This window comes from Virgibacillus sp. Bac330, assembly GCF_003667845.1.
Classification (GTDB): Bacteria; Bacillota; Bacilli; order Bacillales; family Amphibacillaceae; genus Virgibacillus; species Virgibacillus chiguensis.
Genome location: NZ_CP033048.1, coordinates 4,275,446 through 4,302,421, shown reverse-complemented (window position 1 = coordinate 4,302,421; position 26,976 = coordinate 4,275,446). Strand labels below are relative to the sequence as shown.

23 protein-coding genes, 2 pseudogenes and 1 other annotated feature are annotated in these 26,976 nt (G+C 35.0%); of the genes and pseudogenes, 5 read left to right on the top strand and 20 right to left on the bottom strand.

Annotation, left to right across the window (positions count from 1 at the left end; all coding sequences use genetic code 11):
* Positions 1–279: 279 nt before the first annotated feature.
* The 3 genes from D9780_RS20175 to D9780_RS20165 form a co-directional block, all read right to left on the bottom strand.
* Complete coding sequence (locus D9780_RS20175; RefSeq protein WP_121641311.1) at positions 280–633, bottom strand: DUF6176 family protein; 354 nt, start codon at positions 631–633, stop codon at positions 280–282.
* Between the two features lie 12 nt (positions 634–645).
* The gene (locus tag D9780_RS20170; protein WP_121641310.1) at positions 646–1,413 is read right to left on the bottom strand and encodes a DUF2087 domain-containing protein; all 768 of its coding nucleotides are present in this window, start codon (positions 1,411–1,413) and stop codon (positions 646–648) included.
* Between the two features lie 135 nt (positions 1,414–1,548).
* Positions 1,549–1,761: a hypothetical protein gene (locus tag D9780_RS20165; RefSeq protein WP_121641309.1), complete on the bottom strand. Its 213-nt coding sequence runs from the start codon at positions 1,759–1,761 to the stop codon at positions 1,549–1,551.
* A gap of 44 nt (positions 1,762–1,805) precedes the next feature.
* Here D9780_RS20165 and D9780_RS20160 point away from each other — a divergent pair, with 44 nt between their 5' ends.
* A complete protein-coding gene (locus D9780_RS20160; protein WP_121641308.1) occupies positions 1,806–2,405 on the top strand; it encodes a TetR/AcrR family transcriptional regulator in 600 nt (199 codons plus the stop codon).
* Positions 2,398–3,267, top strand: coding sequence for a serine hydrolase domain-containing protein (locus tag D9780_RS20155; RefSeq protein ID WP_240458738.1), 870 nt, complete (start codon positions 2,398–2,400; stop codon positions 3,265–3,267). Before D9780_RS20160 ends, D9780_RS20155 begins: the two co-directional genes overlap by 8 nt.
* A 1,129-nt stretch (positions 3,268–4,396) precedes the next feature.
* Here D9780_RS20155 and D9780_RS20150 read toward each other — a convergent pair.
* The gene (locus tag D9780_RS20150; protein ID WP_121641307.1) at positions 4,397–4,696 is read right to left on the bottom strand and encodes a hypothetical protein; all 300 of its coding nucleotides are present in this window, start codon (positions 4,694–4,696) and stop codon (positions 4,397–4,399) included.
* A gap of 13 nt (positions 4,697–4,709) precedes the next feature.
* A complete protein-coding gene (locus D9780_RS20145) occupies positions 4,710–6,122 on the bottom strand; it encodes an alpha/beta fold hydrolase (protein WP_121641306.1) in 1,413 nt (470 codons plus the stop codon).
* A 93-nt stretch (positions 6,123–6,215) separates the two neighbouring features.
* On the opposite strand from D9780_RS20145, the gene D9780_RS20140 reads away from it, so the two are divergent.
* Positions 6,216–6,512: a DUF1433 domain-containing protein gene (locus D9780_RS20140; RefSeq protein WP_162985952.1), complete on the top strand. Its 297-nt coding sequence runs from the start codon at positions 6,216–6,218 to the stop codon at positions 6,510–6,512.
* A gap of 736 nt (positions 6,513–7,248) precedes the next feature.
* Here D9780_RS20140 and D9780_RS20130 read toward each other — a convergent pair.
* Positions 7,249–8,351, bottom strand: a protein-coding gene (locus tag D9780_RS20130) for an IS3 family transposase (RefSeq protein ID WP_256359883.1) whose coding sequence is annotated in 2 segments (ribosomal slippage) — positions 7,249–8,093 and positions 8,093–8,351 — 1,104 coding nt in all. Because the reading frame shifts where the segments join, the coding sequence is not laid out codon by codon here.
* A 448-nt stretch (positions 8,352–8,799) separates the two neighbouring features.
* Between D9780_RS20130 and D9780_RS20125 the strand changes: the two are divergent.
* Positions 8,800–9,947 (top strand): annotated as a pseudogene (locus tag D9780_RS20125) (IS3 family transposase).
* Between the two features lie 204 nt (positions 9,948–10,151).
* Here D9780_RS20125 and D9780_RS20120 read toward each other — a convergent pair.
* The 7 genes from D9780_RS20120 to D9780_RS20090 all read right to left on the bottom strand — a co-directional run bounded on the left by D9780_RS20120 (position 10,152) and on the right by D9780_RS20090 (position 19,621).
* Positions 10,152–12,797: a LamG-like jellyroll fold domain-containing protein gene (locus tag D9780_RS20120; protein WP_162985951.1), complete on the bottom strand. Its 2,646-nt coding sequence runs from the start codon at positions 12,795–12,797 to the stop codon at positions 10,152–10,154.
* A gap of 1,035 nt (positions 12,798–13,832) precedes the next feature.
* Entirely contained in the window at positions 13,833–14,648 is an 816-nt protein-coding gene (phnX, locus tag D9780_RS20115; RefSeq protein WP_121641303.1) for a phosphonoacetaldehyde hydrolase, read from the bottom strand.
* 76 nt (positions 14,649–14,724) lie between these two features.
* Positions 14,725–15,570: an ABC transporter permease subunit gene (locus tag D9780_RS20110; protein ID WP_121641302.1), complete on the bottom strand. Its 846-nt coding sequence runs from the start codon at positions 15,568–15,570 to the stop codon at positions 14,725–14,727.
* The gene (locus D9780_RS20105) at positions 15,570–16,355 is read right to left on the bottom strand and encodes a PhnE/PtxC family ABC transporter permease (RefSeq protein ID WP_121641301.1); all 786 of its coding nucleotides are present in this window, start codon (positions 16,353–16,355) and stop codon (positions 15,570–15,572) included. Before D9780_RS20105 ends, D9780_RS20110 begins: the two co-directional genes overlap by 1 nt.
* A gap of 12 nt (positions 16,356–16,367) precedes the next feature.
* Positions 16,368–17,132 (bottom strand): phosphonate ABC transporter ATP-binding protein, encoded by a 765-nt coding sequence (gene phnC / locus D9780_RS20100; RefSeq protein WP_121641300.1) that lies wholly within the window; start codon positions 17,130–17,132, stop codon positions 16,368–16,370.
* Between the two features lie 298 nt (positions 17,133–17,430).
* Positions 17,431–18,468, bottom strand: a complete 1,038-nt coding sequence (locus D9780_RS20095) for a PhnD/SsuA/transferrin family substrate-binding protein (RefSeq protein ID WP_121641299.1) — start codon at positions 18,466–18,468, stop codon at positions 17,431–17,433.
* A 19-nt stretch (positions 18,469–18,487) separates the two neighbouring features.
* On the bottom strand, positions 18,488–19,621 hold the full coding sequence (locus D9780_RS20090; protein ID WP_121641298.1) for a phosphonoacetaldehyde reductase: 1,134 nt from the start codon (positions 19,619–19,621) through the stop codon (positions 18,488–18,490).
* A 493-nt stretch (positions 19,622–20,114) separates the two neighbouring features.
* Between D9780_RS20090 and D9780_RS20085 the strand changes: the two genes are divergently transcribed.
* Entirely contained in the window at positions 20,115–20,900 is a 786-nt protein-coding gene (locus D9780_RS20085) for a DeoR/GlpR family DNA-binding transcription regulator (RefSeq protein WP_121641297.1), read from the top strand.
* Positions 20,901–20,995: 95 nt separating this feature from the next.
* Here the strand turns inward: D9780_RS20085 and D9780_RS20080 are convergent, their stop codons facing one another.
* From D9780_RS20080 to D9780_RS20050, 7 genes and pseudogenes are all read right to left on the bottom strand, one after another.
* Positions 20,996–21,481, bottom strand: a complete 486-nt coding sequence (locus D9780_RS20080; protein WP_121641296.1) for a DUF7878 domain-containing protein — start codon at positions 21,479–21,481, stop codon at positions 20,996–20,998.
* A 133-nt stretch (positions 21,482–21,614) separates the two neighbouring features.
* The gene (locus D9780_RS20075; RefSeq protein WP_121641295.1) at positions 21,615–21,932 is read right to left on the bottom strand and encodes an RNHCP domain-containing protein; all 318 of its coding nucleotides are present in this window, start codon (positions 21,930–21,932) and stop codon (positions 21,615–21,617) included.
* An 81-nt stretch (positions 21,933–22,013) separates the two neighbouring features.
* Positions 22,014–22,188 (bottom strand) — a sequence feature (16S ribosomal RNA rRNA prediction is too short).
* A gap of 246 nt (positions 22,189–22,434) precedes the next feature.
* The gene (locus D9780_RS20070) at positions 22,435–23,016 is read right to left on the bottom strand and encodes a hypothetical protein (protein ID WP_121641294.1); all 582 of its coding nucleotides are present in this window, start codon (positions 23,014–23,016) and stop codon (positions 22,435–22,437) included.
* Between the two features lie 77 nt (positions 23,017–23,093).
* Complete coding sequence (locus D9780_RS20065; protein WP_121641293.1) at positions 23,094–23,924, bottom strand: GNAT family N-acetyltransferase; 831 nt, start codon at positions 23,922–23,924, stop codon at positions 23,094–23,096.
* A 49-nt stretch (positions 23,925–23,973) separates the two neighbouring features.
* On the bottom strand, positions 23,974–25,989 hold the full coding sequence (locus tag D9780_RS20060; protein WP_121641292.1) for a S9 family peptidase: 2,016 nt from the start codon (positions 25,987–25,989) through the stop codon (positions 23,974–23,976).
* A gap of 235 nt (positions 25,990–26,224) precedes the next feature.
* Positions 26,225–26,593 (bottom strand): hypothetical protein, encoded by a 369-nt coding sequence (locus D9780_RS20055; RefSeq protein WP_121641291.1) that lies wholly within the window; start codon positions 26,591–26,593, stop codon positions 26,225–26,227.
* A 114-nt stretch (positions 26,594–26,707) separates the two neighbouring features.
* Positions 26,708–26,953 (bottom strand): annotated as a pseudogene (locus D9780_RS20050) (GNAT family N-acetyltransferase); the annotation flags it as partial.
* Positions 26,954–26,976 lie beyond the last annotated feature (23 nt).

Below are 26,976 nucleotides of genomic sequence, written 5' to 3'. Positions count from 1 at the left end.
AGTGTAATCTCATTTCGAGGTGATTTCTTCTATGATATTGCTATCTTTTTATGCAAGATTATAGCGTCCCGCACTAGCTGGCTCGTCAGATTATCTGTCACTAATTATAAACGGAGGATGGAAATACATTCGTTAACCCGTATTGCGATGGACTGTGAACGCTTTTTCTAACACTTAGACCGTTTACTAAAATTGATCTTATAACACCATCTATGCGAGAGATAGCATTCATCTTTTTTTATTCTGTGATAGCTTCACTAAATTAGCTGAACACTTCATTTACTCCAAGTGTTTGATAGTATTGCTTATGCCTTCAGATAGCATGACAACTTCTGTAGCTAAATTAACGGGTTGATATGTAGGATCAATACATTCTTTCCAGTATTTTAAATGCACTTTATCCACCCAATGCGCCGATGCTTCCACGTCTTGACCACCATCTCCTTGAACAGAATACCAATATAAAAACTCCTGCCCATCTATCGTCTCTCTAAAAATCGTTTCTATATACATTCTTTCATCTTCTAGCGTTAAAAGAACATCGCGCATATTAGCGTTTAAAAATGCCATCCATTCATCTACGAAACTAGATTTACCTGCTTTCACTTTAAATCTCGTTAATTCAACATGCATCATTTTTCCACCTTATTTTTTCACCCAATATTGTAAACAATCCTTACTTCGCTCCATAAATCCATATTCAATGAGATATCTTCTAATTGTCACATAGTCACTGTATACCGATTTTAGTATGTCATTTACTTCCTTTTCCATGTATGTTTTGTTCAGCTCAAAGCGCCGCATTATATTTTGAAGTACAATCAATTTTCGTTTTTCCTTACTTGGAAATGTATCTAATTTACCATCTATGCCTTCTTTGAAATACGTTGATAAAACCTTATCCTTCTCCGCTTCTGTAATCGCATATCTGTCATCCACCATTTTTGCCCCCTTATGAAAAGAAACAAATTGCTGTTCCTTTTTTTGATTGGAACTTTCATGTAATAAAGTCATTATCGCAAGAAAAACCTTTGCCTGCTTTTCCTTTTCTTTTAGTTTAAATCGGTGATTCCTAACCGTAGAGGCACTACCGCCATTTTGTTTCTGTACAATTTCCTTATCACTTAATCCCTCTTTAAAATGTAGTAGCAGTTCTTTTTGGTGATCCGTCAACCCAGTGTATTTTTTATCTAAATCAATGTAATAATCAAATACAGATCTATGCGCATGCTGGATGTGACAAACAACAGCTTTTTTTGCTTCGTACAAGGTTCCGTCTATAGGATAGATGATTCCATCTTCAAAGCTTTCACTACAAAGCAAGCAAACATATTTTTCGTCCATTCCATCATAAACATACCCTTTAATTAACTCTTCCATCGTTGCATTCCAAAACCGTTCTTCATTATTCATTTATAAACAAAACTCCATTTCGTTTATTTATATAAGGGTATTTTACAATAATGTTTATGTTTAATCAATGCAAATTGTGAATTTATTTTTTCAATACTTGGATTAATTTATTAGATGGGGTTTTCCACTGCTGCTTTAAAGTTTGTAGGTTGTCCCTTCATTTACTTGATAATTTAATAACTTAATTCCATTCAGATCATTATTCATGAAATACATTTTAATATGATCCATTTTCTTTTGATAAGCTTGCAGGTCGGGATCGACTGAAGAAATTTTCGGATGATTGACAAGAATATTGAAAAAATGAGGACAAAATGGTCTGCTAAGCATTATAATGATATGTAACATACGTTATATATCACCTGTTTTCTATAGGGAAAGGAGACGTAACAATGGCGCCACCGAAAAAATTTACACGGGAAAAAATTATTGAAACGGCATTCGAGATAGCTAAAGCTGAAGGAATTGACGCCATTACAATTCGGAAAGTAGCGAAAAAGATGGGCAGTTCGATTGCTCCAATTTATGTTAATTTCACGGATGTCGAACAATTGATTCAAGAGGTCGTAGCCAAAACCTTGGAAGTATCAAGGCATTTTCTAAACGAACAACAATCAGGAGAGCCGTTCTTGGACATAGGAATCGCAAGTATTCGTTTCGCAAAGCAATATAGTGTACTGTTCAGAGATTTAGTTATGAAAAACAACGGTCATATGGTGCACAATGAAGATCACGTAAACATCTTGATTCAGCAAATGAAGAAAGACACGCTTCTTCAAGACTTTCCCTATGAGGAGCTAAAGCAAATTTTACTCAAAATGCAGATTTTTCAAACCGGTTTGTCGGTGATGGTAACGAATGACTTGCTGCCTGACGACTTTAACGAGGAGAAAATGATAGAAATGCTCGACAGCACTGCAAAAGATGTCATTACCGCAGCGCGTTTGCGCCAAAGCAACCAAATGTCAGAGGGGGAAATTTACGATGAATAATAAGTTGACACAATCGATTCTTGATGCGTACATGTCCAAAGCCATTACTAGAAAAAACATCCACGGTATCGTGTTTTGCGTAGAAAATGGAAGTGGTACAATGTCTTTCACCAGTAGTGCTGGAAACATCCAGCCTTCTGATTTCTATTTTCTTGCAAGCGTTACGAAATTGTATGTTACTGCGATCATGCTGATATTAAGATCACAAAAACATTTTCAGCTAGAAGATAACATAAGCAAGTACCTCCCCGCTGATATAACAAGCGAGCTACATGTTTATAAAGGAATCGATTACACGCAAACCATTACGATTAAACATCTCATGTCCAATACAAGTGGATTGCCCGATTACTTCTCGAATGATGTTTTTAATGAATTTCTTAGCGGTAAAGATCAAGCATGGTCATTAGAGAAGACACTTACTATGATTAAACAAAAGAAGCCAGCATTTATACCGGGACAAAAAAGAAAAGCACAATACTCCGACACCAATTACCAGTTATTAGGCATCATCATCGAAACAGTAACAGGAAAAAGCGTCAACGATGTGTTTAAACAGCTTATCTTTGACGAATTAGGGTTAAAGGAAACGTATGTATTCGAAGATGTGAACGACTCGCGTCCAATTCCGCTCTACTATAAATCGAAATCACTCCATCTGCCCTACTATATGGCATCAATTGCTTCGGAAGGAGGAATCGTCACCACAGCGAAAGACACAATGATTTTTTTAAAAGCTTTTTTCAACGAGCAATTTTTCTCAAGACAGGAGTTATCCGAGCTACAAAAAACTGGAATCTTCTCTTTTTACCCGGCATCTTTTACTATGGAACCGGAATATCCCGGCAACCATTGTCATTAAAAGGGCTAAAAAAGGGATTGCTGGGACATTGGGGGCAATCGGGAGCTTTTGCATTCCATGATCCCGAAAAAGATCTTTATTTTACAGGCACGGTTAATCAAGTTACGGGACATAGTGTAGCTGCGCGGTTAATGAGCAAAATTAAAAAGTTAGCCTAGAGGACAATCGTGTATGTGCCCTAACAGGATGCACTGACACTATTGCGATAGACGCCGATAAATAAAAAATCGCCCTCAAGATCCAGCCGTTTACCTGCAAATTCTTTGGGGAGCACCGTTCTGATTTGGCTGATTTCTTAAGCGCTCCTTTCCATACTGACTCTTATTTAACTTTACTATAGTTACAGTACTTATGATTTAAAAGACAAATGGTTTGTGGTTTAAGCTAAACAATATTTTAGTCAGTTTCTTCATAATGTATATATTTAACAATTACTTCTTTGTGTTCTACTTAAAGTATCTGCTTCAACATTATTAAATAGACGATGATTGTTCCGACGAAAGTGCCTATGTACACAAAAGTTTATGGTATCCATTGCGAATTTGATGTAGTCAATTTAATAATAAATGAAGCGCATTTATATTAATTCTTTCGGAAAAATATTCTTTCAAAAGGAAGCAGCCCAATTGTATTCAAAGAAAACCCCATTAAATCTTTATGAAATAAGGCATTTTCAAACGTAGAATATAAAGGTACGATAATACCTTGTTTAATCCATTCTTTTATTATCTTTTGGAGAAAGAAGCAAATATAATTTCACCAATACCAATAAAAAAACATATAATTCTTAATATCATTCTTTTTCAAGACATCCACCTTGCTTAGCACTTTTTGAAAAATTTCACGATGCGACTTTTTCGCCCCTTCCCATTAAGAAACAGCAATGGTATGAAAATAGTCTCCAATTCCTTACGATCTCATGTTATCCATTTGCAATTTCCCCATCCTCACTTGTAAACATCCCTAACTAAATGGAGTTACTTTTAAAAATTTCTAACGCTTTTATTACATTTGGAAAAAGAATACAACTATTGATGAAACTCTGATATATAATTCTATAGCAAACGCTAGATGACCTCGCCCTTTTTAATTTATATGCCCCTAGTCCTTTGGCAAGCTAGAAAAATCATTACAACTGAATACTTTCATAAGCAATATTACGTTTAACGTTCATGCTTGATATCCTTAAAGCATTCATTTCAAGGCGTTCTACTAGACCTCTGTTTGCCTTACCTTCAAATTGTTGAGCCAAGGCATCTTTCATTTGGGAATGCTTTTCATAAAGTGACTCATCATAAAAGCATTCATCAAAGGATGTTCTAAATTCCTTTGTCTTTTTTTGCAAAACATCTCTTATGTGTGTTCTCAATGCTTCCTTTTGCTTTCGTCTAATTAAGTAATTTTCCCACCACTCTTCCCATTCTTTCAAGCTGCTCACTCCTTTAGTTTTTAATCCCAAACCATTGGGCAAGAATTTCGTCTATACGTTCAAAATCTCGAGCCATCTTTTCCATATGATGGGCTATTTCCCCTGTGTCCTTTTGCAGGTCTTTTAAAGTAGCCAATAAATCTTCAAATTCATCCAAATCAAGCAACATCGGAATGCCGTCTTCCATCTTTACTACTTCGTGAAACGCATCCTCTACATCTGCAATGGTCAATTTATCATAAGCCCCTATTCCTGCTGTTCCTATAAATGTATTTTTTATTTCGCTCATATCTGCAAAATAATGATCTAAAAATTTTATGAGTGCTTTTCTTGTTATAGCTAGATGTTCTTCACTATTTTTCAGATCCGTAGCTAGTGCATTCATTAGTGCAGATTGTATGACAATCGAAAAATTTCCGACACCGTTATTTTTTAATTCAAGTGGAGATTTGGTTATACCACCCATAGAAAGCGATCCCTGTATGATTTCATCGAATAAATAATCGGAATTAAAATACCCGTCTTCATTGTATAAATCTTTTTCCAAATAATTCTTTATCCCATGAGTAGCAAGTCCAACGCCCTTTGTTTCGACAGGGTCCTTCATATAATATACAGAACCAACGGAATGCTTATAAAAAGTGCCGACGACGTCGTTAGGATACGTATAGGAGATAATATTATCTTTAAACTCCCCATTTAAAGCACGTTCCTGGTCTTCTTTGGATAATAAATGAAACACATCTGCTGCGGCAAAAGTAACCGCATTGGCATCATGTTTCACAGCATAATATTGAGCCAGACCTCCGCCAAGAGAATGGCCTGTAAAAACGATGTTGTCCGATCCGTGCTTCTTCACGTATTTTTCTACCACTTGTTCAGCTACTGTAAATTGATTTTTGGTGTCATATGTGAGGGTTTTATCTTTGGAGTCAAACTTCGCTTTACCAGTTAATAAAGCAGCATCTTGAGAAGGTGTTCCTAAATAAGGTGTTTTTCTATAATCTTTTTTGGTATAATCGGAATCACCAAGGACAATTCCTTGGATGTCTTCTTCCACATCTTTTAGGGTTTCAGAATAGTCTACATCTTTTTGGTTATAAACAATATACCCATTTTTCAATTCTGCTCCACCCCCGGCACCAGCCAACCTAGCATCTTGGGAGGGTGTCCCTAAGTATTTTTCTTTCACTTTGGTGACAGCTGTTTTAGGAAGTTCCGTTCCCCTAAAACTGATAACGATTTCATCTGTATCATCGTTTTGGAGCACATATCCATGTAAACCTGTATCGGAGTCTTTAATAGTTTCGATGTTTTCCCAAACTTGCACCCCATTAAAGGTTTCAACCTCCACTTCTTGTATTTTCTCATATGTTTGCTCTGAAATTTTAGAAGCTACCTTATCTGTAACAGAGGTGCTATCCATAGTATCAATTCCTTTAAAATTATATTGAGGTGAAATATGAAAAAAATAAATATTTTAATTATATTTATAATTATACTATTAGGAGGTTGTAATGTGAACTCAAACGAGGAGGATTTTAATAACGAAACAATACGTAAAGCAAAAGAAACAGCAGAAAGCTATCTTAAAAACAACTTTAACAATATAGAACAAATAGAGTTCAGTGATGATTATAAGAGTGGTATGGGTGGGATAATGATAAGAGGAATAGTTAATAACAACAAAGAAGCGAATTTCTCAATTGATATTGATGTATATGATAATGGTGTTTTAGAGGTTGGAAGTATTGGTAAAGGAAAAGAATTTCCTAAAAGAAAAGATGAATGTAGAGAAAAAACATGCGACTATTAGTTTGGATGTCCATATATCTCTGGATTTGTCGTTAAAGCTTTTTTGCAGTTATATAAAATTATAAAAATAAAACGATTACAACAACATAAACAAGAAGAAAACAATTTAAGCATTATGAAAACACATTTAAAATGGAAGCAACAATTATAATTCTAACAAAACGCAGTCCACCAAAAACTTACTTTCTAGCAAGGGATAAATTAGACGAAGTTAAGCTAAACAAAAGCAAAAGCGCAAAATATAAAAGTGCTGAAAAGTCCCATTTCGTCGTATCTAAATAATATTATATATTATAAATATTTTTGCAATTTTTCTTTTAAAGAAAACATAAATAAAACAAGAATCTTGTCATATGTATTTTTATATAATCCATAATTTGTTAGAATTATTTAAAAGTTTCTTTAAAAATATAAAAATATCAGAAATTAAAGAGAGGGGAGAAAAAATGAAATGTAAAGCTTGTAATGGAAGTGAGTTTGTTAAAGTTCCGGAGTTTGAGAAACAATATACGGTTTGTTTTTCTTGTGGGGAAGTATACTCTATAAAATACGTTGACTTATATAAATTAAAGAAGTATAAAAAGTAGAATAATCCCTATAGGGTATTATCCATAATTGCTCATTCATCATTACCTTTGATTTTCAATCTCATAAAGTGGACCCCATTGTCAAGACACCCTTGGTTGTTAGGGAGGGGATTCACAACAAAGTTCCTATGGATGAGAGGGGATATTGTTTTATGAATAATAGACTAACTCAGGTGTCTGGTAATTTAGCAATTGATGTAGTCGCTTTTGGTTATAAAATACAAAACAGTTTCGAATTTCTTGTCTAGCCTCTCTGGGGCTGTTGTATTCTTTGAGATAAATTTCTTCGTATTTGATGGTGCGCCAAAGTCGTTCCGTAATGATGTTGTCTAGAGCACGTCCTTTGCCGTCCATACTAATGTTAACTTCATTCTGTTTTAATAGATTAATATATTTAGGGCTAGTAAAATGACTGCCCTGATCACTATTTAATATGACTGGTTTCCCTTGGGAAAGCGCACGTTGGACGGCATCTATAACAAAGTCCATTTCCAATGTTTGATCCAGCTCCCAACTGATCACATAGCGAGAACACCAATCAATAAGGGCAACCAAATAAAGCCAGCTGCGTTTAAGACGCACGTAGGTAATATCTATTCCCCATACGTGGTTGGAATGTTGGATGGTTAATCCTCTTAATAGATAAAGATAAATTCTGTGCTGCTGATTCCGTTTACTAAGATTTGGGCCGGGGGATATCCCTGCAATACCCATTTCTCTCATGTGCCGTTGTACAGCCTTTCTGTTAACAATGCGTCCTTCTTGTTTAAGGGTTTCTGAAATGCGTCTGGAACCATAAAAAGGACATTCTGTGTATATCTTATCGATTCTATTTTTGATACGGAGTTCCTCTGGAGAAGGCTCTACAGGCCTATAATATAGACTTGAGCGATTAAGATTCAACAGCTCTGCCTGTGTCTTTATGGAAAGCTCTGAACCATTCCAATCCAGCATGTCTAGACGCTCTGTTCTAGTCTTTGATTCCAGATTTTTTTTAGCCACGACAATTGCGTGGTAAGTCGTCCTACTTCTGCGTAGAGATTTTCTATTTGATCTTCGTACTCCTCCTTCATTTGGTCGACTTTCTTATTCTCTCTCTCAAATAGTTGTGGCATGTGTTCAAGCGCAGCTTTCCGCCATTGAAGTAACTGATTTACATGTATGCCAATCTCAGCAAGACTTCTTTCTTCCTTAAGTATTTCTAGCACGATCTTTGATTTGAATTGTGATGTATAACTTTTTCTTTTACCCATAAATCTACTTTAACATCTCCTTATTTTGTGTCTAGATTTATGGATCCATTATATCAAGACCGCACAGAAGTTACTTTTTAAGTATTAACTCTTGAATAGAGCACAATTCTGCACTGATAGAATTGTGCTCTATATATTTTAGGTTTAAATATCTTAGCTACAACTTTTTATGAAAACATGGATAGGTTACACTTGACTAGACAAAAAAATTAAGGTGAAGTAGGCTAGACAAAACATAAAATGATTCCTATAAAAAAAGTAAATTTGCTCAACAAAGTGCCTTTATGCGGAGAAGCGTGGCATGATACCCTCTTTTTAAGAGCCAAGTGTTTTTAATACCTGGCTCCTTGGCGTATCAATCATGCCCGCAGAGGCTTGGTCAAGGCCGCATGTAAGCAGTCACCATCAGGGTCTACGTCTACTCATTTAAAAAAGGAGTGTAACCATAATGACAAAAGCAAGAAGAACCTTCTCAGCCGAATTCAAATCTCAAATGGTACAACTATACCAAAACGGAAAACGTCGAAAAGACATTATTACCGAGCATGACTTAACTCCATCTGCATTGGATAAATGGATAAAACAACATAGCCAGACTGGCTCTTTTAAAGAAAAAGATAATCGTACACCAGAAGAAAATGAGATTCTGAAACTACGCAAAGAAAACCAGCAATTACGAATGGAAAATGATATTTGCACCTAAAGGTATAAATGCGACTAAGCATATAAAATGCTAAGTCTTACTAAAAAGCAAGCAACGCTGATTATCGGACGAAAGTAACTGTTATAAAGCAAAACACGCATAAATACTCGGTATCAGCGATGTGCACCATTCTGGACGTTTCTCGCCGTGGATACTACTACGAACTACAACGTAAAGAAAGCAATAGATGGAAGGAAGAAAAAGAATTAACCATCTTAATTAATGATATTTTTCATCAAAGCCGTAGAGCGTATGGATCGCGTAAAATCAAAGTAGTGCTCAAACAACAAGGCAAGCAAGTATCCAGACGCCGAATTGCACGTATTATGCGTGAGAGTGATCTCGTTTCTAAATACAATGCAAAACGAGCGTACAAGCCTTCGTCGAAGCAGAGCAATGAAGCCGAAATTGCCAATGTATTAAATCGTGATTTTAGCTCATCTGCACCACTTCGTGTGCTTGCAAGTGACTTGACGTATGTAGATGTAGCTGGAAAATGGAACTATGTCTGTCTATTTGTCGACCTTTTTAATCGAGAAATTATTGGATATAGCGCAGGAGCAAACAAAGACCATCGATTGGTGATGAAAGCTTTAGCTAGTATTCCAGCAAACCTGCAAGAGATCGCTATTTTTCATACGGATCGTGGTAAAGAATTCGATAATCAAGTCGTGGATGAAGCGTTAGCTGCCTTTCAAATCGAACGTTCTCTTAGCTCAAAAGGATGCTCTTATGATAACGCTATCGCTGAATCCACGTTTAAATCATTTAAAACAGAGTTTGTGAATGGTAGAGCCTTTAAGCATTTACAACTGGAGTTAGCTAATTATGTGCATTGGTTTAACCATTGTCGTATTCATGAAAACCTAAACTATATAACCTATTCCATTTAAAGAAAACACCTTAAAAAAATTGTCTAGTTAAGTGTTGACATACCAACTGGCTGGTGAGCCTCCTCGTGCTAGCGCACTGTGAGGTCTCACCAATGCCTTTAATCCCGCAAGAGTGTAGGTAAATATCCTCTGCTAAATACTACACTGCTCACCTTTGGAGCATGCAGTTTGAGCCCAACCTCTTCTAACCATTTATTTTCAAAATTAATCTAATAAATCACTTAAACCTACCTCATCTAGGATATCCTCAAGCGTTCTGCCACCTTGCTTTTCTCTTGGAACGGGAGCATTCTCTGCATTTTCATTTACACGTAAATAATTATCAACAATTATTTTCATATCCTTTGCATCAATACTTCCATCTTGGTTAATATCTGCTTTTTTCGGTCCCTTTCCTGGTTTATTAATATGATTCTTTAAAAAGAAAGCATCTTTCATATCAACCACGTTGTCGCCATTTACATCACCAACAAATTCTTTTGGAAGTTCATCATCATAAACATTTAGATTTAAAGTAAATTGGTTATCCTCACGAAATAACTTATCCTTCTTCACAGAGTACCAATTCACTTCCACATCATTACTACCTTCTTTAAAGGTCAACAGCATAACCATTCCTATGTCTAATGGCTGCATAAACTGAGCATCTACCAGAACTTGTTTAATAGAGTTACCATGATCACCCTGGTCTTCTCTAACAACTAAATCCTCGCTACCAATATGTCCAGCTGTTACTAAGATAATATTTTCATGCTTTCTTACAAACTTATCCCAAACTTGGTCACCGTTATTTGCATCAGAAATATATTTCCCTGGGTTATCCATATGGTCAAGGCTATGATGCTCTCCGTTATGATACAAATACGAATGGGTGTTTACAATAATTTTTTTCTCTGCATTATCTTCTGCTAATTGATTAGCCCAAGCCAGCACCTCATCTCGCGGACCGTACTCCAGATTAATCACCATATACTCCACTCCATCTATATCAAAGTAAGAGTACGTATTCTCCATCTCTCCTTCGATGAATGCTCCACCAAACGAGTTTGCTTTAGAATACGCTTCATATGGAAAATATTGATTGTAGTATGTTGTAGTACGGTTGTATTGATTGTTGTAATCATGATTACCAGGCACAAAAACGTAAGGAACAATGCCATCTAAATAAGACATACCTTCTTGCACTGTCTGCCATTCCTTTATACTTCCTGGGTTATTAACTAAATCTCCAACATGCATCACAAATTCCATGTTTAATTCGTCTGCATTTTCTTTAAACCAAGTCATATAATCCTTAAACTCATTTGGGAAACGCTGAACAAAATTCTGAGTGTCAGGAATTACAGCTATGGAATAATCCCCTTCTGCAAAATCAGGTTCAAGCCAGTTACTGGTCTCATTATCATATTTATATCCATGGTTCTTTTTCTCTGAATGATCTGGGTACACTCCATCCTTAGCATCATCCAGTTTCCAATTTCCTATTAGTCCTTCTTCATTTCCATCTAAAGCTTCGTTAAAATTCCCTTTAATTTCTTCTGGCGTTCTAGCAGTTGACCATAAACGGATATCAGCAATTTCACCATTAAAATTCAGTTCAGGCTTGCCATCCGCAGTATAACCCCTATAATCTGAAGCAATTTTTAGTTCCTCTCTAGGAGGCGTATTTGGAATAGGCGCATTTGTATATTGTTCACTAATCTTTTCGCCATTAATATATGTTGTTCCGATATGATTTGCATCATCCAACACCATCGCAACATGTACCCAATCACCAAGATTCAGATTAACATTTGCAGTATAGTCGAGGGTATGAGCTGTATGGGCCTGCCAATAGATTCTCGGATTGCCATTATTGGTAATTTCAAAGTTAAATCTGGATTTATCTTTGTAGTACTCATGATAGAAATTACCAATAATGTTCCCAACACGTTGATCTTTTGTTGTATCAGTTGGAATCTTCACCCATGCTTCAACGGTTCTAGGGGATTCAGTAATGGGTTCATCTGTTGCAATTTCCAAATCACCCTTTGTAAAATCAATACCCGTTCCTTCGAAAGTACTCTCATATGGTTCTTCAATAACAAACTCTTTGTGAAAACCAAAAGCGATACCATCATTTTTTCCAACTTTATCATAAATTACATTTAGCCCGTGATAAATAGATTCATCTAGCGTCCAAGCATGCAGTAATCCATCTTCATTCCCTGTCATCTCTACATTAGCATTTTCCTTAATCTGATCTAACGGAAGAACATTTGTCCATAATCGAACTTCTTTTATTTCAGCTCTCGGGTGATACTTATCCCTAGTGTCTTTACCAATACCATGACCATTTTCAAAAGCAAGCTGTTCGACTAAGTCAACATCATTAAACGTCGCTATGACTTCACCATCTTGCATAAAGGTGACTTTTTTATTTGCAACGTCCCTTGTTACAGCAAGATGTGTCCATTCACCTGTAGTAATGGTTGCTCCTACTGTCTTTTTATCTATCGTGCCCTTCTCATTCATTTCATAATACCTAAGTTGATTATCAGCTGTTATTTCAATATTAAATGCCGTTTTACTACCTGATTTAAAATTACCAAACAATATTTGTCGCTGATTTGGATCTGGTTCAAATTTCACCATCATTTCAAATGTGGATGGAGCATTTTGCAACATTTCCTGTAATTGCACGGAATTTTTCTTCGTATGATCAAAAACTAGTCCTTCCGTATTGTTTGTTTTAACGAGTTGCTGAGAAGTAGCTGTTCTTTCTTTAATTTGAGATTCAGCTACTACCGAGTTTTGACCTAACATCAATATTGCTAACGTAGATATTAACATTACCCTTGACTTATTCATCCATAACTCCCTTTCCTTTGATGGTGTCTTCATGATTAAATACTTACATGTTTACAAAAAAGAATACGATTCAGATAAAACAGCCTCTAATAGCCCATTACTTCAAAAGAGCTTCTTCCATTCACACAACCTGTAAGTATTTGTTTTAGTTATGAAAGAGTAAAATAAACAGAACTTGTCTCTTTCATACCGAGCTTACTTCAAGGCTTAAACGGCTGTTCTGTGCAGAATACACCTCCTTAAATACATTATTTCAGTGTGTTTATATATGTTGACACCTGAAATTCTTTTGTAAGAAAAACTCATTAGTACATGATGTTATTCAAAAAAATGAATGAATTGCGATTATATACTTGCTTTTCCACTACCTAATGCGATTATATACTGTTTTTTGCTTTTTAAAGTTGGTTTTTACTGTTTTCTTATGAAAAGTTAACTTACTTTACTTAGCTTTTACAATAACCTTGGAACAAACATGCGCTATTCATATACAAACCAAATGTGAATAGCAAAAATTCAGACTATATACGGTAGAAAAATAGGAAACAAGTATATTAGATATCACCATAGTTCTTTATGTATTTCTTATAAAAAACGAAAAATTTTATACCGTTGTATGTAAAAGCTTATCTGTAACATTATTTCCATGAAAATGTTGGCTCGCATGAAGCGAGCCAACATGGTTTTCACTGTACAAATAAAAAAATAAAGTGAATCTTTAATTAGCAGAAGTCTTTCATTCTCCATTTTTGGTTAGTCGCATAAGAGGATGACCAAAACATCTCTGAACGAATGAAGCAACTAGGTTCTGTTATTGCACTTAGACCTGTTTCGAATTATCCAACTCTTAAAAAGGTATTCTTTTTAACCTTGTATGCAGTATAAAAGCAAATCATCCATCTCAAGCAGGAGGCCTCTTAGACAAACCGTAGCTTGAAGGCAAGCCATTATACGAAAGCTTGCAGTACTATTAAATATTTAATTGGTTTATCACCATACACTATACAATTACAATTATGATTAAATCAGGCTTTCTTATTTTAAAATCGGTTTCTCACCTTTGGAAATAAGTAAATTGATTTTCTCAATTAATTGTGGAAGTTCGCTTATCCTGTTTATCGTAAAATGGGCGCCGTTTTGTTTAAAGGATTGTTCTGTTCTCCTAATGAGCGTATCTCTTTCTGACTCTGAAAGGCTATCGAATTCTTCTAAACTTAACCCCATCTCTGAACTGCCAATAATAACGCCTACAGTCCAAACTCCAGCACTAATTCCTTCCTTAATATCTGATAAAGTATCACCAATTTTTACTACCTTCCATGAGGCAGATAATTTAAGCTCTTCCATATTTCGATAAATCATATAAGGATACGGCCTACCATAAGATTTCGTATCGTCAGGAGTAACATAGTAATCCGGACTGTAGCCCTTTTTCAAAGCATTAGGCACTACTACATCCATCATTTTATTTGTATAACCAGTTGTTGCACCAACTTTCAATCCTTGACTGCGCAACGTTTCGACTGTCTCAACCACACCAGGAATTGGATCTGTATATTCTGATAGTGAGGCCATAAGAGCGGGCTCAAATTCAGCATATAAAGCTTCAACATCCATCTCATTAAATGTTCTACCGTAATTTTCTTCCCAAGCTCTAGAAATTCTAGGCATGGATAGCATCGCTCGGATATGATCAATTTTCAGCAACCCCATAGGAGCTCTTGCTTCTTCCATGGTCACATCAATCCCACTTTTGCGAAAAATTTCAACAAACACATTCACTGGTGCAAAACAACCAAAATCAACTACAGTACCAGCCCAGTCTAGAATAATTCCTTCTACTTTGTTCATAATAAAGCCCCGCTTTCTTAACATATATTTTTTTAACTGCCCTGCTTCTTACTTTATTATTTTACACTTCCACTACTTAATGGCTTTTCGTTGCTGGGAAGAAACGGTTTTTTAAACGGGTAGAAATAACCTCTAAAATTATAGCAACGATAAGAATTGCGTAGGTAATAAAACCAACTTCTCGTATATCAAAATAAAATCCCGATGCCATAAAGAGTTCAAAACCAATTCCACCTGCTCCTGCCGCTGCTCCCATAGCTACAGCTACAGCAAAATTAATTTCAAACCTCAAAAACACCCATGATAATAAGTAGGTAAATGTTGAAGGGATGACCGCTCGTGAAACAATATGCCACCACTTAGCACCTGTTGCACGTAATGCTTCGAATATACCTTTATCGACTACTTCAAATGACTCGGAAAATGCCTTCACTAAATAGGCAATCGAATGGAACAGCATCCCCAGCACGGCTGCTTCACTCCCTAATCCTGCTGAAATGGCGAAAATTAGTACCCATAATACAGTTGGAACAGCACGGATAAAGGCAACAAAGACTCGAACTAACCTAGACACCCATTCATTTGACAAGTTCGTTGCGGCTAACAATGATAAAAAGAAGGCAATAATTGCGCCGAGAATGGTTGATAAAAATGCTAGCCCAAGTGTAATGCCTACTTGATAGAATGCTTCTCCCCATGTAAAATGACTTAACGTAGGTTCTAAAAACATACTTTTCAAATTAATAGCGGTTTCTTTAAGTGCTGTACCTATTTCTAATCCAGTATAGTTAAAAAACATAAAAGCCAAGATCGTTAATATTGTAAAAAGAATGATGACCATCCTAATAACTTTTCTACCTTTGTCATCTGAGTGTATATTGATCCGTCCATCTTTCTTTCTTCTTATAACTGCACTATCCATTATTGAATCACCTTCCGTATATAGTTTGAAAAAAGTTCTATTATAATAACGGTAATGACGATACATAATGTAACAAGTGCAACAGCATTATAATTGAGTGATTTATAATATAAATCAAACGTGAAACCAATTCCCGTACCGGTTAAAATACCAATTAGGGTAGCATTTCTGATATTTGTTTCAATCATAAATAAAATCCAACTAATAATCTGTGGTAAACATTGTGGAATAACAGCTTTATACACAATGTGAAAATAAGTTTCTCCGGTTGCTGTTAACCCTTCCACAGAGCTTTGACCTGCTTCATCGATGGATTCAATAAATGCCCTAGTCAAAAACCCTAATGTCCCGACAAATAGCGCTAATAGTCCTGTAATTGAATTTTGTCCAAATGAAATGAGTAAAATCAACGCCCATGCAACTACTGGAATGTTCCTTGAAATGGATGCAATAAAGCGGGCCAAAACACTTAATGGGCCATTTACTTTTGTCGTGTTTGATCCGAATAATGCCAAAAAGATGGAAATCACTGCAGCAATTGTTGTTGCAGCTATAGACATAAAGATCGTTTCAAGTAATGATGCTAGTATAGTCGGTAGTTTTTCCAATGGTTCTTGCGTAATCATTAGGTTTGATAAGATCCATCTCAACGCTTCTGGTAATGTTGCAATACCTTCTATAATATTAAATTGGGTTATAGCTGCTGATAGATATGTCAGTACGATAATCACAAATAGACTCATTGTCGTTAGCAATCTATGTTTTTTCATCGTTTTTTCCGTCACGATTCATACCCCTTATGCTGTAATCAGGTCTTTAGATTTTAAACCATAGATGTTTTGAATTTGTTCTTGCGTTAGTAAATCACTCCTACCATTAAAAACAACTTCTCCATTTCGTAAACCAACAATTCGGTCAGAGTAATTTTGTGCAACTTCAACCTGATGCAAATTTACTAAACATGTAATACCCATCTCAGAACTAATTGATTTTAAATAGTCCATAATAATTCTAGAAGAATTCGGATCTAACGATGCAATAGGCTCATCACAAAGAACTAATGCGGGTTCTTGAATAAGCGCCCGGCAAATACCCACACGTTGCTGCTGTCCTCCACTCAATTGATCGCAACGTTTATATGCATGCTCAGCAATACCTAGCTTCTCTAGTAAGCTAAAGGCAAACTCTTTTTCTTCTTCTGAATATCTACCTAAAACTCCTTGTAATGTGGTTTTATAACCAAACCTACCATGCAATACATTTTCAATCACCGTCAACCTTGGTACGAGATTATAGTGTTGAAATATCATTGCAATGTTTGTGCGTAATTTTCGTAACTTCTTTTTAGTCAAATTCCCTACATGTTGATTATCAAAAATTATTTGTCCTTCATTAAAATCAACCATGCGATTAATACATCGTAATAATGTAGATTTACCTGCACCAGACGGTCCTATGATGGAAACAAATTCACCCGTCCCAACTTCAAAATGAATGTCTTTTAATACTTTCGTCTCTGGGTTATATGATTTACCAAGACCTTCAACTCGTAACAATGACATTTTTGTAGACTCCTTTACTCTATTTACTTACGAAAACATGAAGGCTGTTTTTTTAATAACTCTATACTATATAAAATGGAATGGTGTACAAATCTCACTCCGGAAATATACTTTACCTTCAGCAGCTGGCTGGTAAGCACTTGCGAGTCAATGAACCGCGCATACTCACCATTACTTTGTCTTCCGCTTTAGTCTCGTATATTTCTGGAGTTAAATTTATGCATCATGCAACTTTACATTCCATCTTTTAGTTATGTTTCAGCCTCCTATTACTCTTGTTTAACGTTTAGATTTCCCTTTATTGATTGGAAATCTCACGAATAGGATCGAACCAAGAATCTTCTACTTCTATAAATCTTTCTTTATCGGTTTTGTAGAATAGAGCTGACTCACCTGATTCCTCTGAACCAAAAATCTTCTCGTTGTTTGCAACATCATCGGTAGTAAATAATTTTTGTATCTTTTCGAAGTCTTCTTCTCCCATTGTTTCTACATTAGCAACAAATGGTTCGTTTAATACTGGCGTTGCATTCATGAGGGTAAATTCACTACCACTAACTGTATTAAAAGGTTCCTCTGCATTTTCTTTCACTTTATAAACAGCACCAATAGTATTTGCCTCTCCTTCTGCAATTTCCACATAATTTTCAACGCAAGTATCACAGAACGCCGCAACATCTACACTACCACTTAATAAATTCACCGCAGACCCTTGGTGAGAGTTTCCAAACATTACTTGGGAGAATAGTTTTCCGCCTTCCATTAAATCTTCTGCAGCTAGATCAGCATATTTTTCTTGTTGGTTAAAATGACCGAGTATAGTCGCTGATGGAATTTTAAATCCAGATGTTGAACTGTTTGATACGAATGACATTTTTTTATCCACCAATTTATCCAGCGAAAATTCATTATTTTCCTTGAACTTCTCTTGTTCATCTACATGTACAGCTAACCAACTATGATAGACGGCATCATCTAATGTTCCCGATGCTCCAGAATGTACAAACAATGGTTGAATCATTTTATTTTTATTCTTCGCTTCGATATAACTTTGTGCCCCCATAAATCCCATATCCGCTTTTCCGTTGGCTATTGTTTCAATTGCAATAGCATAGTCCGTTGTTAAATGGTGTTTTACTTCCTTATCTGTCGCTTCTTCAATCAGTCTAGCAATTTCATCGCGTGAAGCCTTTAAATCTGAACCAGATTCATTTGGATACCAAACGATATCAATGACGTCATTTACCTCTGCTTTCCCTTTCTCATCATCCGAACAAGCCGCTAAAAATACCGTTAATATTAAAAATACCGTAAGCATCAAATTCTTTTTCATCATTTTTATTTCACCCCTTATATTAATAAATGGACATAAGAATATTTGTAACATCGTGCTTAGTAAAAGCAATTGGATTGTTATCCATTCGCCCTTTAGTAAAGGCATTACTTGCAATAACATCTATTATTTCTAAGTTTGCATTATAATCTTTTAGTCGACTGGAGAAACCCGATATACGATGAATATGTTCAATAAACGTCTGTACTTCTTGACAATTCTTAACACCGAATGCATGCAATAGTTTATCTTTTTCCGTGATTGCTTCGAAATTTAACTCCATTACTTTCGCTAAAGTTAAACTTGCTGCTATCCCATGATCAATACCCAACTCTAACGTGAGCGGATAGGATATCGAATGACTTGCAGTTGTCCTTGTGTTGCTAAATGCTAACCCTGCATATAAGCTCCCTAAAGCTATTTCTTTTCTTACTGTAATATCATTTGGTTGATTCACTACTTTTTCAATATTAAGAACAATGCGTTTGATCGCTTCTAATGCATAAACTCTGGAAATTTCATTCGAATTTTTTGACCAATAGGACTCAGTAGCATGACATAAAGCGTCTAAAGCTGTTGAAGCTGTTAATCTTGTTGGCAATGATCTAGTTAAACTGGGGTCAATGATAGCCGTATTTGCGTATATACTTTCACTATCAATTGACAATTTAACGCTATTAGCTCGGTCCCAAATGGTGGCCCAGCAAGTAACTTCCGAGCCAGTACCAGAAGTTGTAGGTATTCCAACCCAAGGTATGATGTTTTGATTTGTTTTATATACCTTTTCTTCAATAACAGTACGTAAATCTGCAATGGAATCTATTTCCATCCCCTTTAATGCAGCTAATGACTTTGCAAGATCAAGTACACTGCCTCCTCCGATGCCTACTATACATTGGTAATTAAAAGCTTTAACCTGTTGAAAATAAGAATATAAGTCTTCCACATCTGGATTGGAGATTTCTAACTCTAGTTTTTCAACTTCAAAACCTCCCAAACATTTTGAAAGTATATGCATGGCTTGTGATTTTGAAAAGTCTCCTCCGCGAGTTAATAACAGAACCTTGCTTGGCTTCGGTTCTAAATCATTTAAGATATTCTCTACTACTTCTATAGAACCTATATTAACCTTCACTGCATTGTAGTAGCTTCCCATAGTTTCGCCCTTTCTGTTTCATTTATTTTAATCAAACATTCAATCCTTGTTTGGTTGCCCTCTATTTTTTCTTCTACCTTCAAATGCAAGATTATACTGTTTTTTGCGGTTTTTCAATGCATTTTACACTTTTTAAACTTTAAATTTACATAATTTACACAACGTTAATAAACTTATTAGCTTACTTCATGTTCTTCATTGCATGTTATTATTCAGCAAATGTTCCATTTCTTGTTTTATTCTAAAAGATGGGCGATAGCTTTCGCATAAAGAAAATCTTTAAGCCATGAACAATAAGGGGATTTAGCGTTGCTGTTATCTTCTACTTAGACTTGTTTTAAATTGAATTCCAACTTTTAAAGCTTTCGTCTTACAGCACTTATATGTGGGATAAAGAATTGAGGACAAGCTTCGTTTTTTTAATGCTTTATTTCATAATGTGTTATTATTTAGGTATCATTTCCTGATGAATAGATATTAAAGGAGACTACTAATGTTACAAGAGCAAAGGCATCATATGATTGAATCTTTTTTAAAACAGCAAAAAGCTGTAAAAGCGTCCGAACTTGCTACCTTATTAGATGTGTCCATTGATACCATACGCAGAGATTTTGAAGTACTTGAGAAGAACGGAATTATTAAAAAAGTCCATGGCGGGGCTATATTACAACAAAAAAAAGATATTGCTCTTAATCAACTTTATAACGATAGAGAAATTAAAAATTTGGAGAAAAAGCAAGAGATTGCTTTAGGAGCGGTTGAATTAATTGAAGAAGGCCAAGCCATCGCTTTAAATGGAGGGACAACTACAGTAGAGATTGCAAAAATATTGGTAGAAAAATTTCATAGATTAACTATTTTCACAAATGACCTTCAAATTTTAAATATTCTAGGGACTAATAAGGATTTCAATATTATCCTGACCGGTGGTTTTTATAATCATGAAGAACGTACTCTTTACGGGAAACAGTGTGAGGAGGTCCTAGCTGCCTTTAATATTGATATTGCATTTATAACAGTAAATGCCTTATCCTATGAACACGGCTTAACGGATTTTAGAGTGCATGAAGTCGGTGTTATCAAAACCATTCTTTCGCGAACCAAATATAAAGTAGTCGTGGCAGATTCATCTAAGTTTGAAACTTCTTCTTATATTAATATTTGTTCATTAAAAGATATTGATCTCATCGTTACAGATAACTCCATACCGTCACATATAGCAGAAAAATATAATAATCATAATATACGAGTTCTTTTTCAAAATGAAGGAAATAGATAGAGATAGGGCCATCATGCATTAAAAGAATCATTTTACACAACTCTTATTAAATTTTGCAAAATAAATAAAGGTAAAGGACTCCTCTCTACCTTTATTTATTCATCTGTTTCAGTATAATCGCTAAATGGTATATGTCTCATAAAATACTTCAATTTTATATTATAATACTCCTCCATATCCTCCCTCAAACTGCTCTCCAGAGTTATAAATTTTTTAACAATGTAGTGCAAATCAAATACATTATCAATGTCTGCTTCTGCCCAAATAGTCTCTAACCTTGCTTTATTGGAGAAAGGGATCACTGAAAGTATTGCACCTTCTTCCTCATCGTGTTCAATTGTATAATAATGGAATTCAGGTATATAGTCCTTCGTTACCCTTTCTTTCCATGTATACAAAGACTTATAAAATTCTAGGATCGGAAGTTCTGCCTCAAAGTATAAAATGTGATTCATTTTTATTGAAAACATAGCATCTACTGCTAAAACAGCTGGAACATCACTTGTATCCTTATTGGAGATAATACATTTATCACTTACAAAATGGTATTCAAAATGGATTTTATTATCAATAATTTCCATTTATCCAGACCCCTTTCATTTAACCGCCTTTTGAATTGTTTACATTTTCGCTTTTGAAAACCAACGATAAATAGCCAACTTTTAAAACAAGCGTTCTAATAACAAGCATTAGAACGCTCTCTCTTTTGTAGCTTTATTTTAGTTGTAACTGATACATAAGTTGAATAATATTATCTTCTTGTACGGTATCTGTTGCTACCTTGTTCTTTTGTGTTTTCTTGCATTTTACACATTGATGTAATATCTGATGTCCTTTTTTCACAGAGTAATCTGGGGCTATTGGTTTCATTAGCCCCTTACATTCACTTAAACGATCACCAGGGGTATTATCCAAATGTTTGGAATATAAACAGTAAGGACAATGATTCCGATAACTACCATTTGTTAATCGTATAACTTCAGCACTACATTTTTCACATTGAAAAGAGGTATTGTCTCGTTTTCTAGTCATTGGCTTTCCTCCAAGATGAATTTTTTCACCTATGGAGAAACGGGTTCCGTTTGTTTTTCTGCGTGTAGCAGTTCCAGGCTTTGAATAAGAGAGACCTATTCACCGTTTTATTTTTTAAACGATTACTTCTAGTTCCAGCTTCACAAAGGCATATTCCATCCCTTGATCCGAACCTCGATTGACTTTATATATTTGTACCAACCACTGTGATGCGGCTATAACGCCACATCCCACTAGTACGTGTCATTATTCATCACTGGCATTGGCATCGTCCCCTAGAAAGCATAAAGGTTAAAAGAGAATAATAAAATATGAATCACTCCTTAAAGTTACAAAAGTTTATATTATTATATCAAAGTTCGCATAATATAACCGTCCTTCGTTCAAAAAACCTTTCCTCAAAACGATTTAACTTTTTATAAAGTGCATTTCCAATCAGTGGAGATTTTCTTCACCCCTAAGTGAACGAATCATAATTGAAGCGTACGAAAAGTCAGTATAACTATTCAACAACTTTAAAGTCTATTGTCGCTTTTATATTTACTCTTTCTTGATCCTCTAAGAAAAAATCTGTCTCACCATGGACAACATAGTATCCTGGAGGAAAACTATCCATTTCTGAAAATTTTTCCATAAAATCCAAGTAATCACTGGAACCATCTTCCATATAGTTTCCACTTTTCCTGTATTCTTCTCGGTAAGGTTTTCCTTGTTTAAGAGTCGTTGTCATGGCGATTTCGTTTACAGTAAATCCAATGTCAAACCCACGTATCTTTTCTTCCATTGGAAAAAGCATAGCAGATGATGAATGATAAATATCAACCTCACCTTTATCGCCTACATAAGTTATTTCGCCATATACTTTCACATTATCCCTTGCTTCATACTCTTGCTTTTCACTGACGAGCCGAAAAACAAAGTCACCTTGACTATTTTCGTCTACTTTCTTTTTCACGTTATATTTTTCTAAATCACTATTGCTAATCTGCATGGGTGAGCTACACCCTGAAAATAAAAGAATAAGAATTGCTGTAAAAGCTATAAAATATTTATAACTATGGATTTCTCCTCTTTTTCGCATCATTTTGGTATAACCTTCCTTTCATAGTAGCTCCCCCGTTTGTAGCTTGGTATAATATTTCTTCAACGAACCATTGCATGTTATTCAAGGGAAAAATCATACCCTACATAATTAAATATATTTCGTAAACCGATATTTTCCGCAACTGCAACAGAAGGTTTATTCACTTCCATACAATCCCAATATGGAACCAAATTATTCTCCATGCAATCTTCCACAAAATGATGGGCGATTCTTTGAGCCAACTTTTTCCCCTGATGCGCTTTTAATGTTTCAATATCTATACAGTGGATATTGCCCGCGACAAACCCCGAGAAACAAACACTTACGATTTCATTTTGATAAACCATACAATAACCCATACCATTACGCAAAAAACTTTCCACGGAACCCCAATATTCTAATATTTTCCTCTGTAAAAAAGCGGTATTTTTTATAGCGTTATTATCATTTTCAAATAGAAAATCACACATTTTGGCAACCTTATATCCTTGTTCAACCTCAGGTTTACTATTGCCCTTATAATCTCCTTGCTGTAAACTATAAACCTTCTGATTCCACTTTCCCAACTTACGATGTTCGAATGTCTTTTCAATAACTTTATTCCACTTTTCATGATTCCCAATACCTTCAAACCATTTTAATTGGACTTTCTTTGCCTCTGGTATAATGACATGGTTGATAAAATTGTTTAATTTATGATTAAATGCTTCATTTTGCTCGTTTCCGAAAAAAATGAATCCATCATTATTTCCTAACCAAATAACCCCAGATGCAGGATCATTAACATCATCTACAAAAATACGACCAGGATTTATATTTTCCACAATTGCAATTGCTTCTAATTGCCCTTGTTCATTTATCAACTTTCTACACTTTTGAAATGAAGCTTTATCCAATTCCTTTATCATAAGAAATCCCCCCAACCAACCTCTCAACTCTCAAATTTAAAAAAACGCTTTATAAAACCCTAAAGTCTTTCCTGCTCTCTCCAAGAATATAGTGTGAAAACCACATCAAATTCTGCTTCATAATAGCTACATTCATTTCTGGTTGGTCAGAACTATATGCCATTCCTTTGAATATGACTAATTCTGTATCAACTTCCATATCCTTTAATCCTTGATAAAGCTCAAATGCATTTGGAGTTGGAACTCTTGCATCCTTTTCGCCATGTTGGATTAAGGTAGGCGTACAAGCTGATTTAATATATGTCATTGGTGAGGTTTTAGCATATATCTCTGGGTCATTCCATGGATTATTTCCTAAATGCATCCTAATAAAATAAGGCATATCTGTATTTACATAGTGAGTACGCCAATTAGTAATTCCACCCCCAACTGAAATCGCTTTAAATCTACTACTAAATGTGGAACAAAAAGCTGCTATATATCCACCGTTGCTCCATCCCATAACCCCTACCCTATCTTTATCTGCAATACCTTTGTCAACTAGTTTATCCACTCCAGATATAACATCATCGTAGTAAGCAGTTCCCAATGTTTTATAGTTCGCTGTTAAAAATTCATTACCATAACCAGAACTTCCCCTGTAATTTGGTTCTAAAACGATAAAGCCTTTTTCAATAAACTGTTCAATAGGATACTTCTCATTAAAACAGTCTGAGAATATGGGAAAGGATGCCCAAGCCGGACCACCATGGATTACCACTAATAAGGGATATTTTTTATTTCTTTTAAACTCCACCGGGGTCGATAAAACACCCTCTATCTCCTGCCCGTCACTATTTTGCCATGAGATTATTTCCCTGTTACTTTTAAGCTTTTCTTTGAAAAAGCTATTTTCATTGGTTATTTTTTTATCATCTAAATAAATTTCAAAGGTTTCATTTGTTATAGCCTTATTATAGGATATATGATTTCCGTCACTTGTTATAGAAGCATCCAATATAAAGCTATCTGCCTTTTCACTTAACAATTCCATCGTTCCATCCTCAGATAGCAACCCAATAAGATAATTGGTTTTGTTCTGCCATCGAATGAAAATTCCTTTAGCTGTCCATTGTATTGGAATAACCGTACTATCAAAATCTGTTAAAGGTTGAATTAACTCCCTATGATAAATGTCATATATTTCTAATGTACTGTCTTGAATATGGGTCTTATAATAATCTCTCTCCCTAATGCTTGCTGAGTAGCATATTTTGTTACCTTCAGGAGAAAAGCAAACACTCCCTCCCAACAATTTATCTATATTCATCTTTTGCAGCTCGCCAAATTTAATGTCTAGTATGTATAGATCTCCATTAATATAATCTTCCATGTTTGGGCTTGGTGTAGCCATCATTACAGCCTTTTCTCCATCATTTGAGATATCAAATTCATGGATATGGAAATCCATTTCATCCGTTAGCTGATAAACAGCACTAGTTTCCTGTTCATCTTTATCCTCACTGGCACTATCATTTTTTTCTATACGTCCAAATTTATAGTTGTGTATCAGTTTTTCTATTTTAATGTAGTATAAACAATTATTCTGGTATTCCTTACCTATATGTTGAAAATTCCCATATAGTTTTTTACGTTTCTTTATCATCTCAGATTCTTTTGCCTGTGCGATATAATAAAAACCCTTGCTATTAGCATCCCATTTGAATTTACTTACTCCTTCTTCCTCATCCGTAATTTGAACACCACTATCATGATCTATGGACTTAATAAAGATCTGATTTTTCTTATTACCCTTGTCACCAACTGGACTAAGATATGCGATATACCTAGAATCCGGCGACCAAGATGGAGATGTACTATCTATATCTCTAGGTGTTAACGGATAACGAAGCCCCTTATCTTTTTCATATATCCATACATGATTCCTATATGTATTGTCTTGCCAGTTAGCCGTCCTCTTTACAAATGCTACATTTTTGCCATTATCACTGATGTTCGTATCCAATAAGGTTGGTAAGGAAATAATCTCTTCTATATTTAGATAGGATTTTTCATTCAATTTCAATAATACCCCCTTTTGTAAAATATGGTAATTTAATAAATTTATAATCACCTCTGCCCTATGCTGAACCCATATAAGGTGTTCAACTTCCCCTACTGTAATGCCTTGACCAACAATATTTCTTCATTTTAGTTGTTCTTTTTATTTTCGACACAAAACACCCCTTTAGAAAATCATATCCAAAGGGGGATTTCACCGCAACATTTTTCAAAAAATTTAAGTTTTTTTAATTTAAAAACTATATTCTATATGATCTTATTTCTTTTACCTTTGCAGATTTTGCAGCATTACGAAACATATATACATCACAGAAATCAATTTTTGTACCATTTGATAATGAGATTACATCATTTATTGAAGCATATTTCCTGTGAGTCATCACTTGGTGAATTTCAAGGCAATCAATGATGCTTTTATTTTTATCCTGCAAAGTGGTGATTAATGAACATTGACCTTCTATTTTTTTATTTCCTTTTAGCTGATACAATATGATAGATTCATCTGCATATTCCTTAATGATTTCAATTAGGTGCTTTAATATAGCTACTGTAAAATCAATGACTATTTGCTTCCTTGGGGCATTATCACACCCTTTGGGAATGATCATTTTCGTTTGGGTAACTGTTCACTTTTAATTCAACCTCTTAAAGATAAGACATGGACTCTTTCATAAGAGTGCCCATTAACAGCAGAAATCAAAACTACTTTTAATTGTTTGCTTCTAGCATTCATATTTCATCTTCAAAAATTCAAAACGACTACCATTTATATCTTGATTGAAAGTTTCCACAGATTCAAAGCCTGCTTTTTTGTAAACTTTTATAGCTCTCTCATTAAAAGTAGCGACCAAAAGCGTTATTACTTTGGGGTTATATTTTGATATAGCATAACTTAGTCCAGCTTTTAAAAAATCTAAACCCATACCCTTTCCAGTTAACTCAGGTTTCATTCCCAATCCAATCTTAACATTCATTGATTTTGATGTTGAGC

Excerpts from the sequence above, each read along its gene's own strand:
- D9780_RS20175 (WP_121641311.1), bottom strand. The coding sequence starts at position 633 with ATGCATGTTGAATTAACGAGATTTAAAGTGAAAGCAGGTAAATCTAGT.
- D9780_RS20170 (WP_121641310.1), bottom strand. The coding sequence starts at position 1,413 with ATGAATAATGAAGAACGGTTTTGGAATGCAACGATGGAAGAGTTAATT.
- D9780_RS20165 (WP_121641309.1), bottom strand. The coding sequence starts at position 1,761 with ATGTTACATATCATTATAATGCTTAGCAGACCATTTTGTCCTCATTTT.
- D9780_RS20160 (WP_121641308.1), top strand. The coding sequence starts at position 1,806 with ATGGCGCCACCGAAAAAATTTACACGGGAAAAAATTATTGAAACGGCA.
- D9780_RS20155 (WP_240458738.1), top strand. The coding sequence starts at position 2,398 with ATGAATAATAAGTTGACACAATCGATTCTTGATGCGTACATGTCCAAA.
- D9780_RS20145 (WP_121641306.1), bottom strand. The coding sequence starts at position 6,122 with ATGGATAGCACCTCTGTTACAGATAAGGTAGCTTCTAAAATTTCAGAG.
- D9780_RS20120 (WP_162985951.1), bottom strand. The coding sequence starts at position 12,797 with ATGAATAAGTCAAGGGTAATGTTAATATCTACGTTAGCAATATTGATG.
- phnX (WP_121641303.1), bottom strand. The coding sequence starts at position 14,648 with ATGAACAAAGTAGAAGGAATTATTCTAGACTGGGCTGGTACTGTAGTT.
- D9780_RS20110 (WP_121641302.1), bottom strand. The coding sequence starts at position 15,570 with ATGGATAGTGCAGTTATAAGAAGAAAGAAAGATGGACGGATCAATATA.
- phnC (WP_121641300.1), bottom strand. The coding sequence starts at position 17,132 with ATGTCATTGTTACGAGTTGAAGGTCTTGGTAAATCATATAACCCAGAG.
- D9780_RS20095 (WP_121641299.1), bottom strand. The coding sequence starts at position 18,468 with ATGATGAAAAAGAATTTGATGCTTACGGTATTTTTAATATTAACGGTA.
- D9780_RS20090 (WP_121641298.1), bottom strand. The coding sequence starts at position 19,621 with ATGGGAAGCTACTACAATGCAGTGAAGGTTAATATAGGTTCTATAGAA.
- D9780_RS20085 (WP_121641297.1), top strand. The coding sequence starts at position 20,115 with ATGTTACAAGAGCAAAGGCATCATATGATTGAATCTTTTTTAAAACAG.
- D9780_RS20080 (WP_121641296.1), bottom strand. The coding sequence starts at position 21,481 with ATGGAAATTATTGATAATAAAATCCATTTTGAATACCATTTTGTAAGT.
- D9780_RS20075 (WP_121641295.1), bottom strand. The coding sequence starts at position 21,932 with ATGACTAGAAAACGAGACAATACCTCTTTTCAATGTGAAAAATGTAGT.
- D9780_RS20070 (WP_121641294.1), bottom strand. The coding sequence starts at position 23,016 with ATGATGCGAAAAAGAGGAGAAATCCATAGTTATAAATATTTTATAGCT.
- D9780_RS20065 (WP_121641293.1), bottom strand. The coding sequence starts at position 23,924 with ATGATAAAGGAATTGGATAAAGCTTCATTTCAAAAGTGTAGAAAGTTG.
- D9780_RS20055 (WP_121641291.1), bottom strand. The coding sequence starts at position 26,593 with ATGATCATTCCCAAAGGGTGTGATAATGCCCCAAGGAAGCAAATAGTC.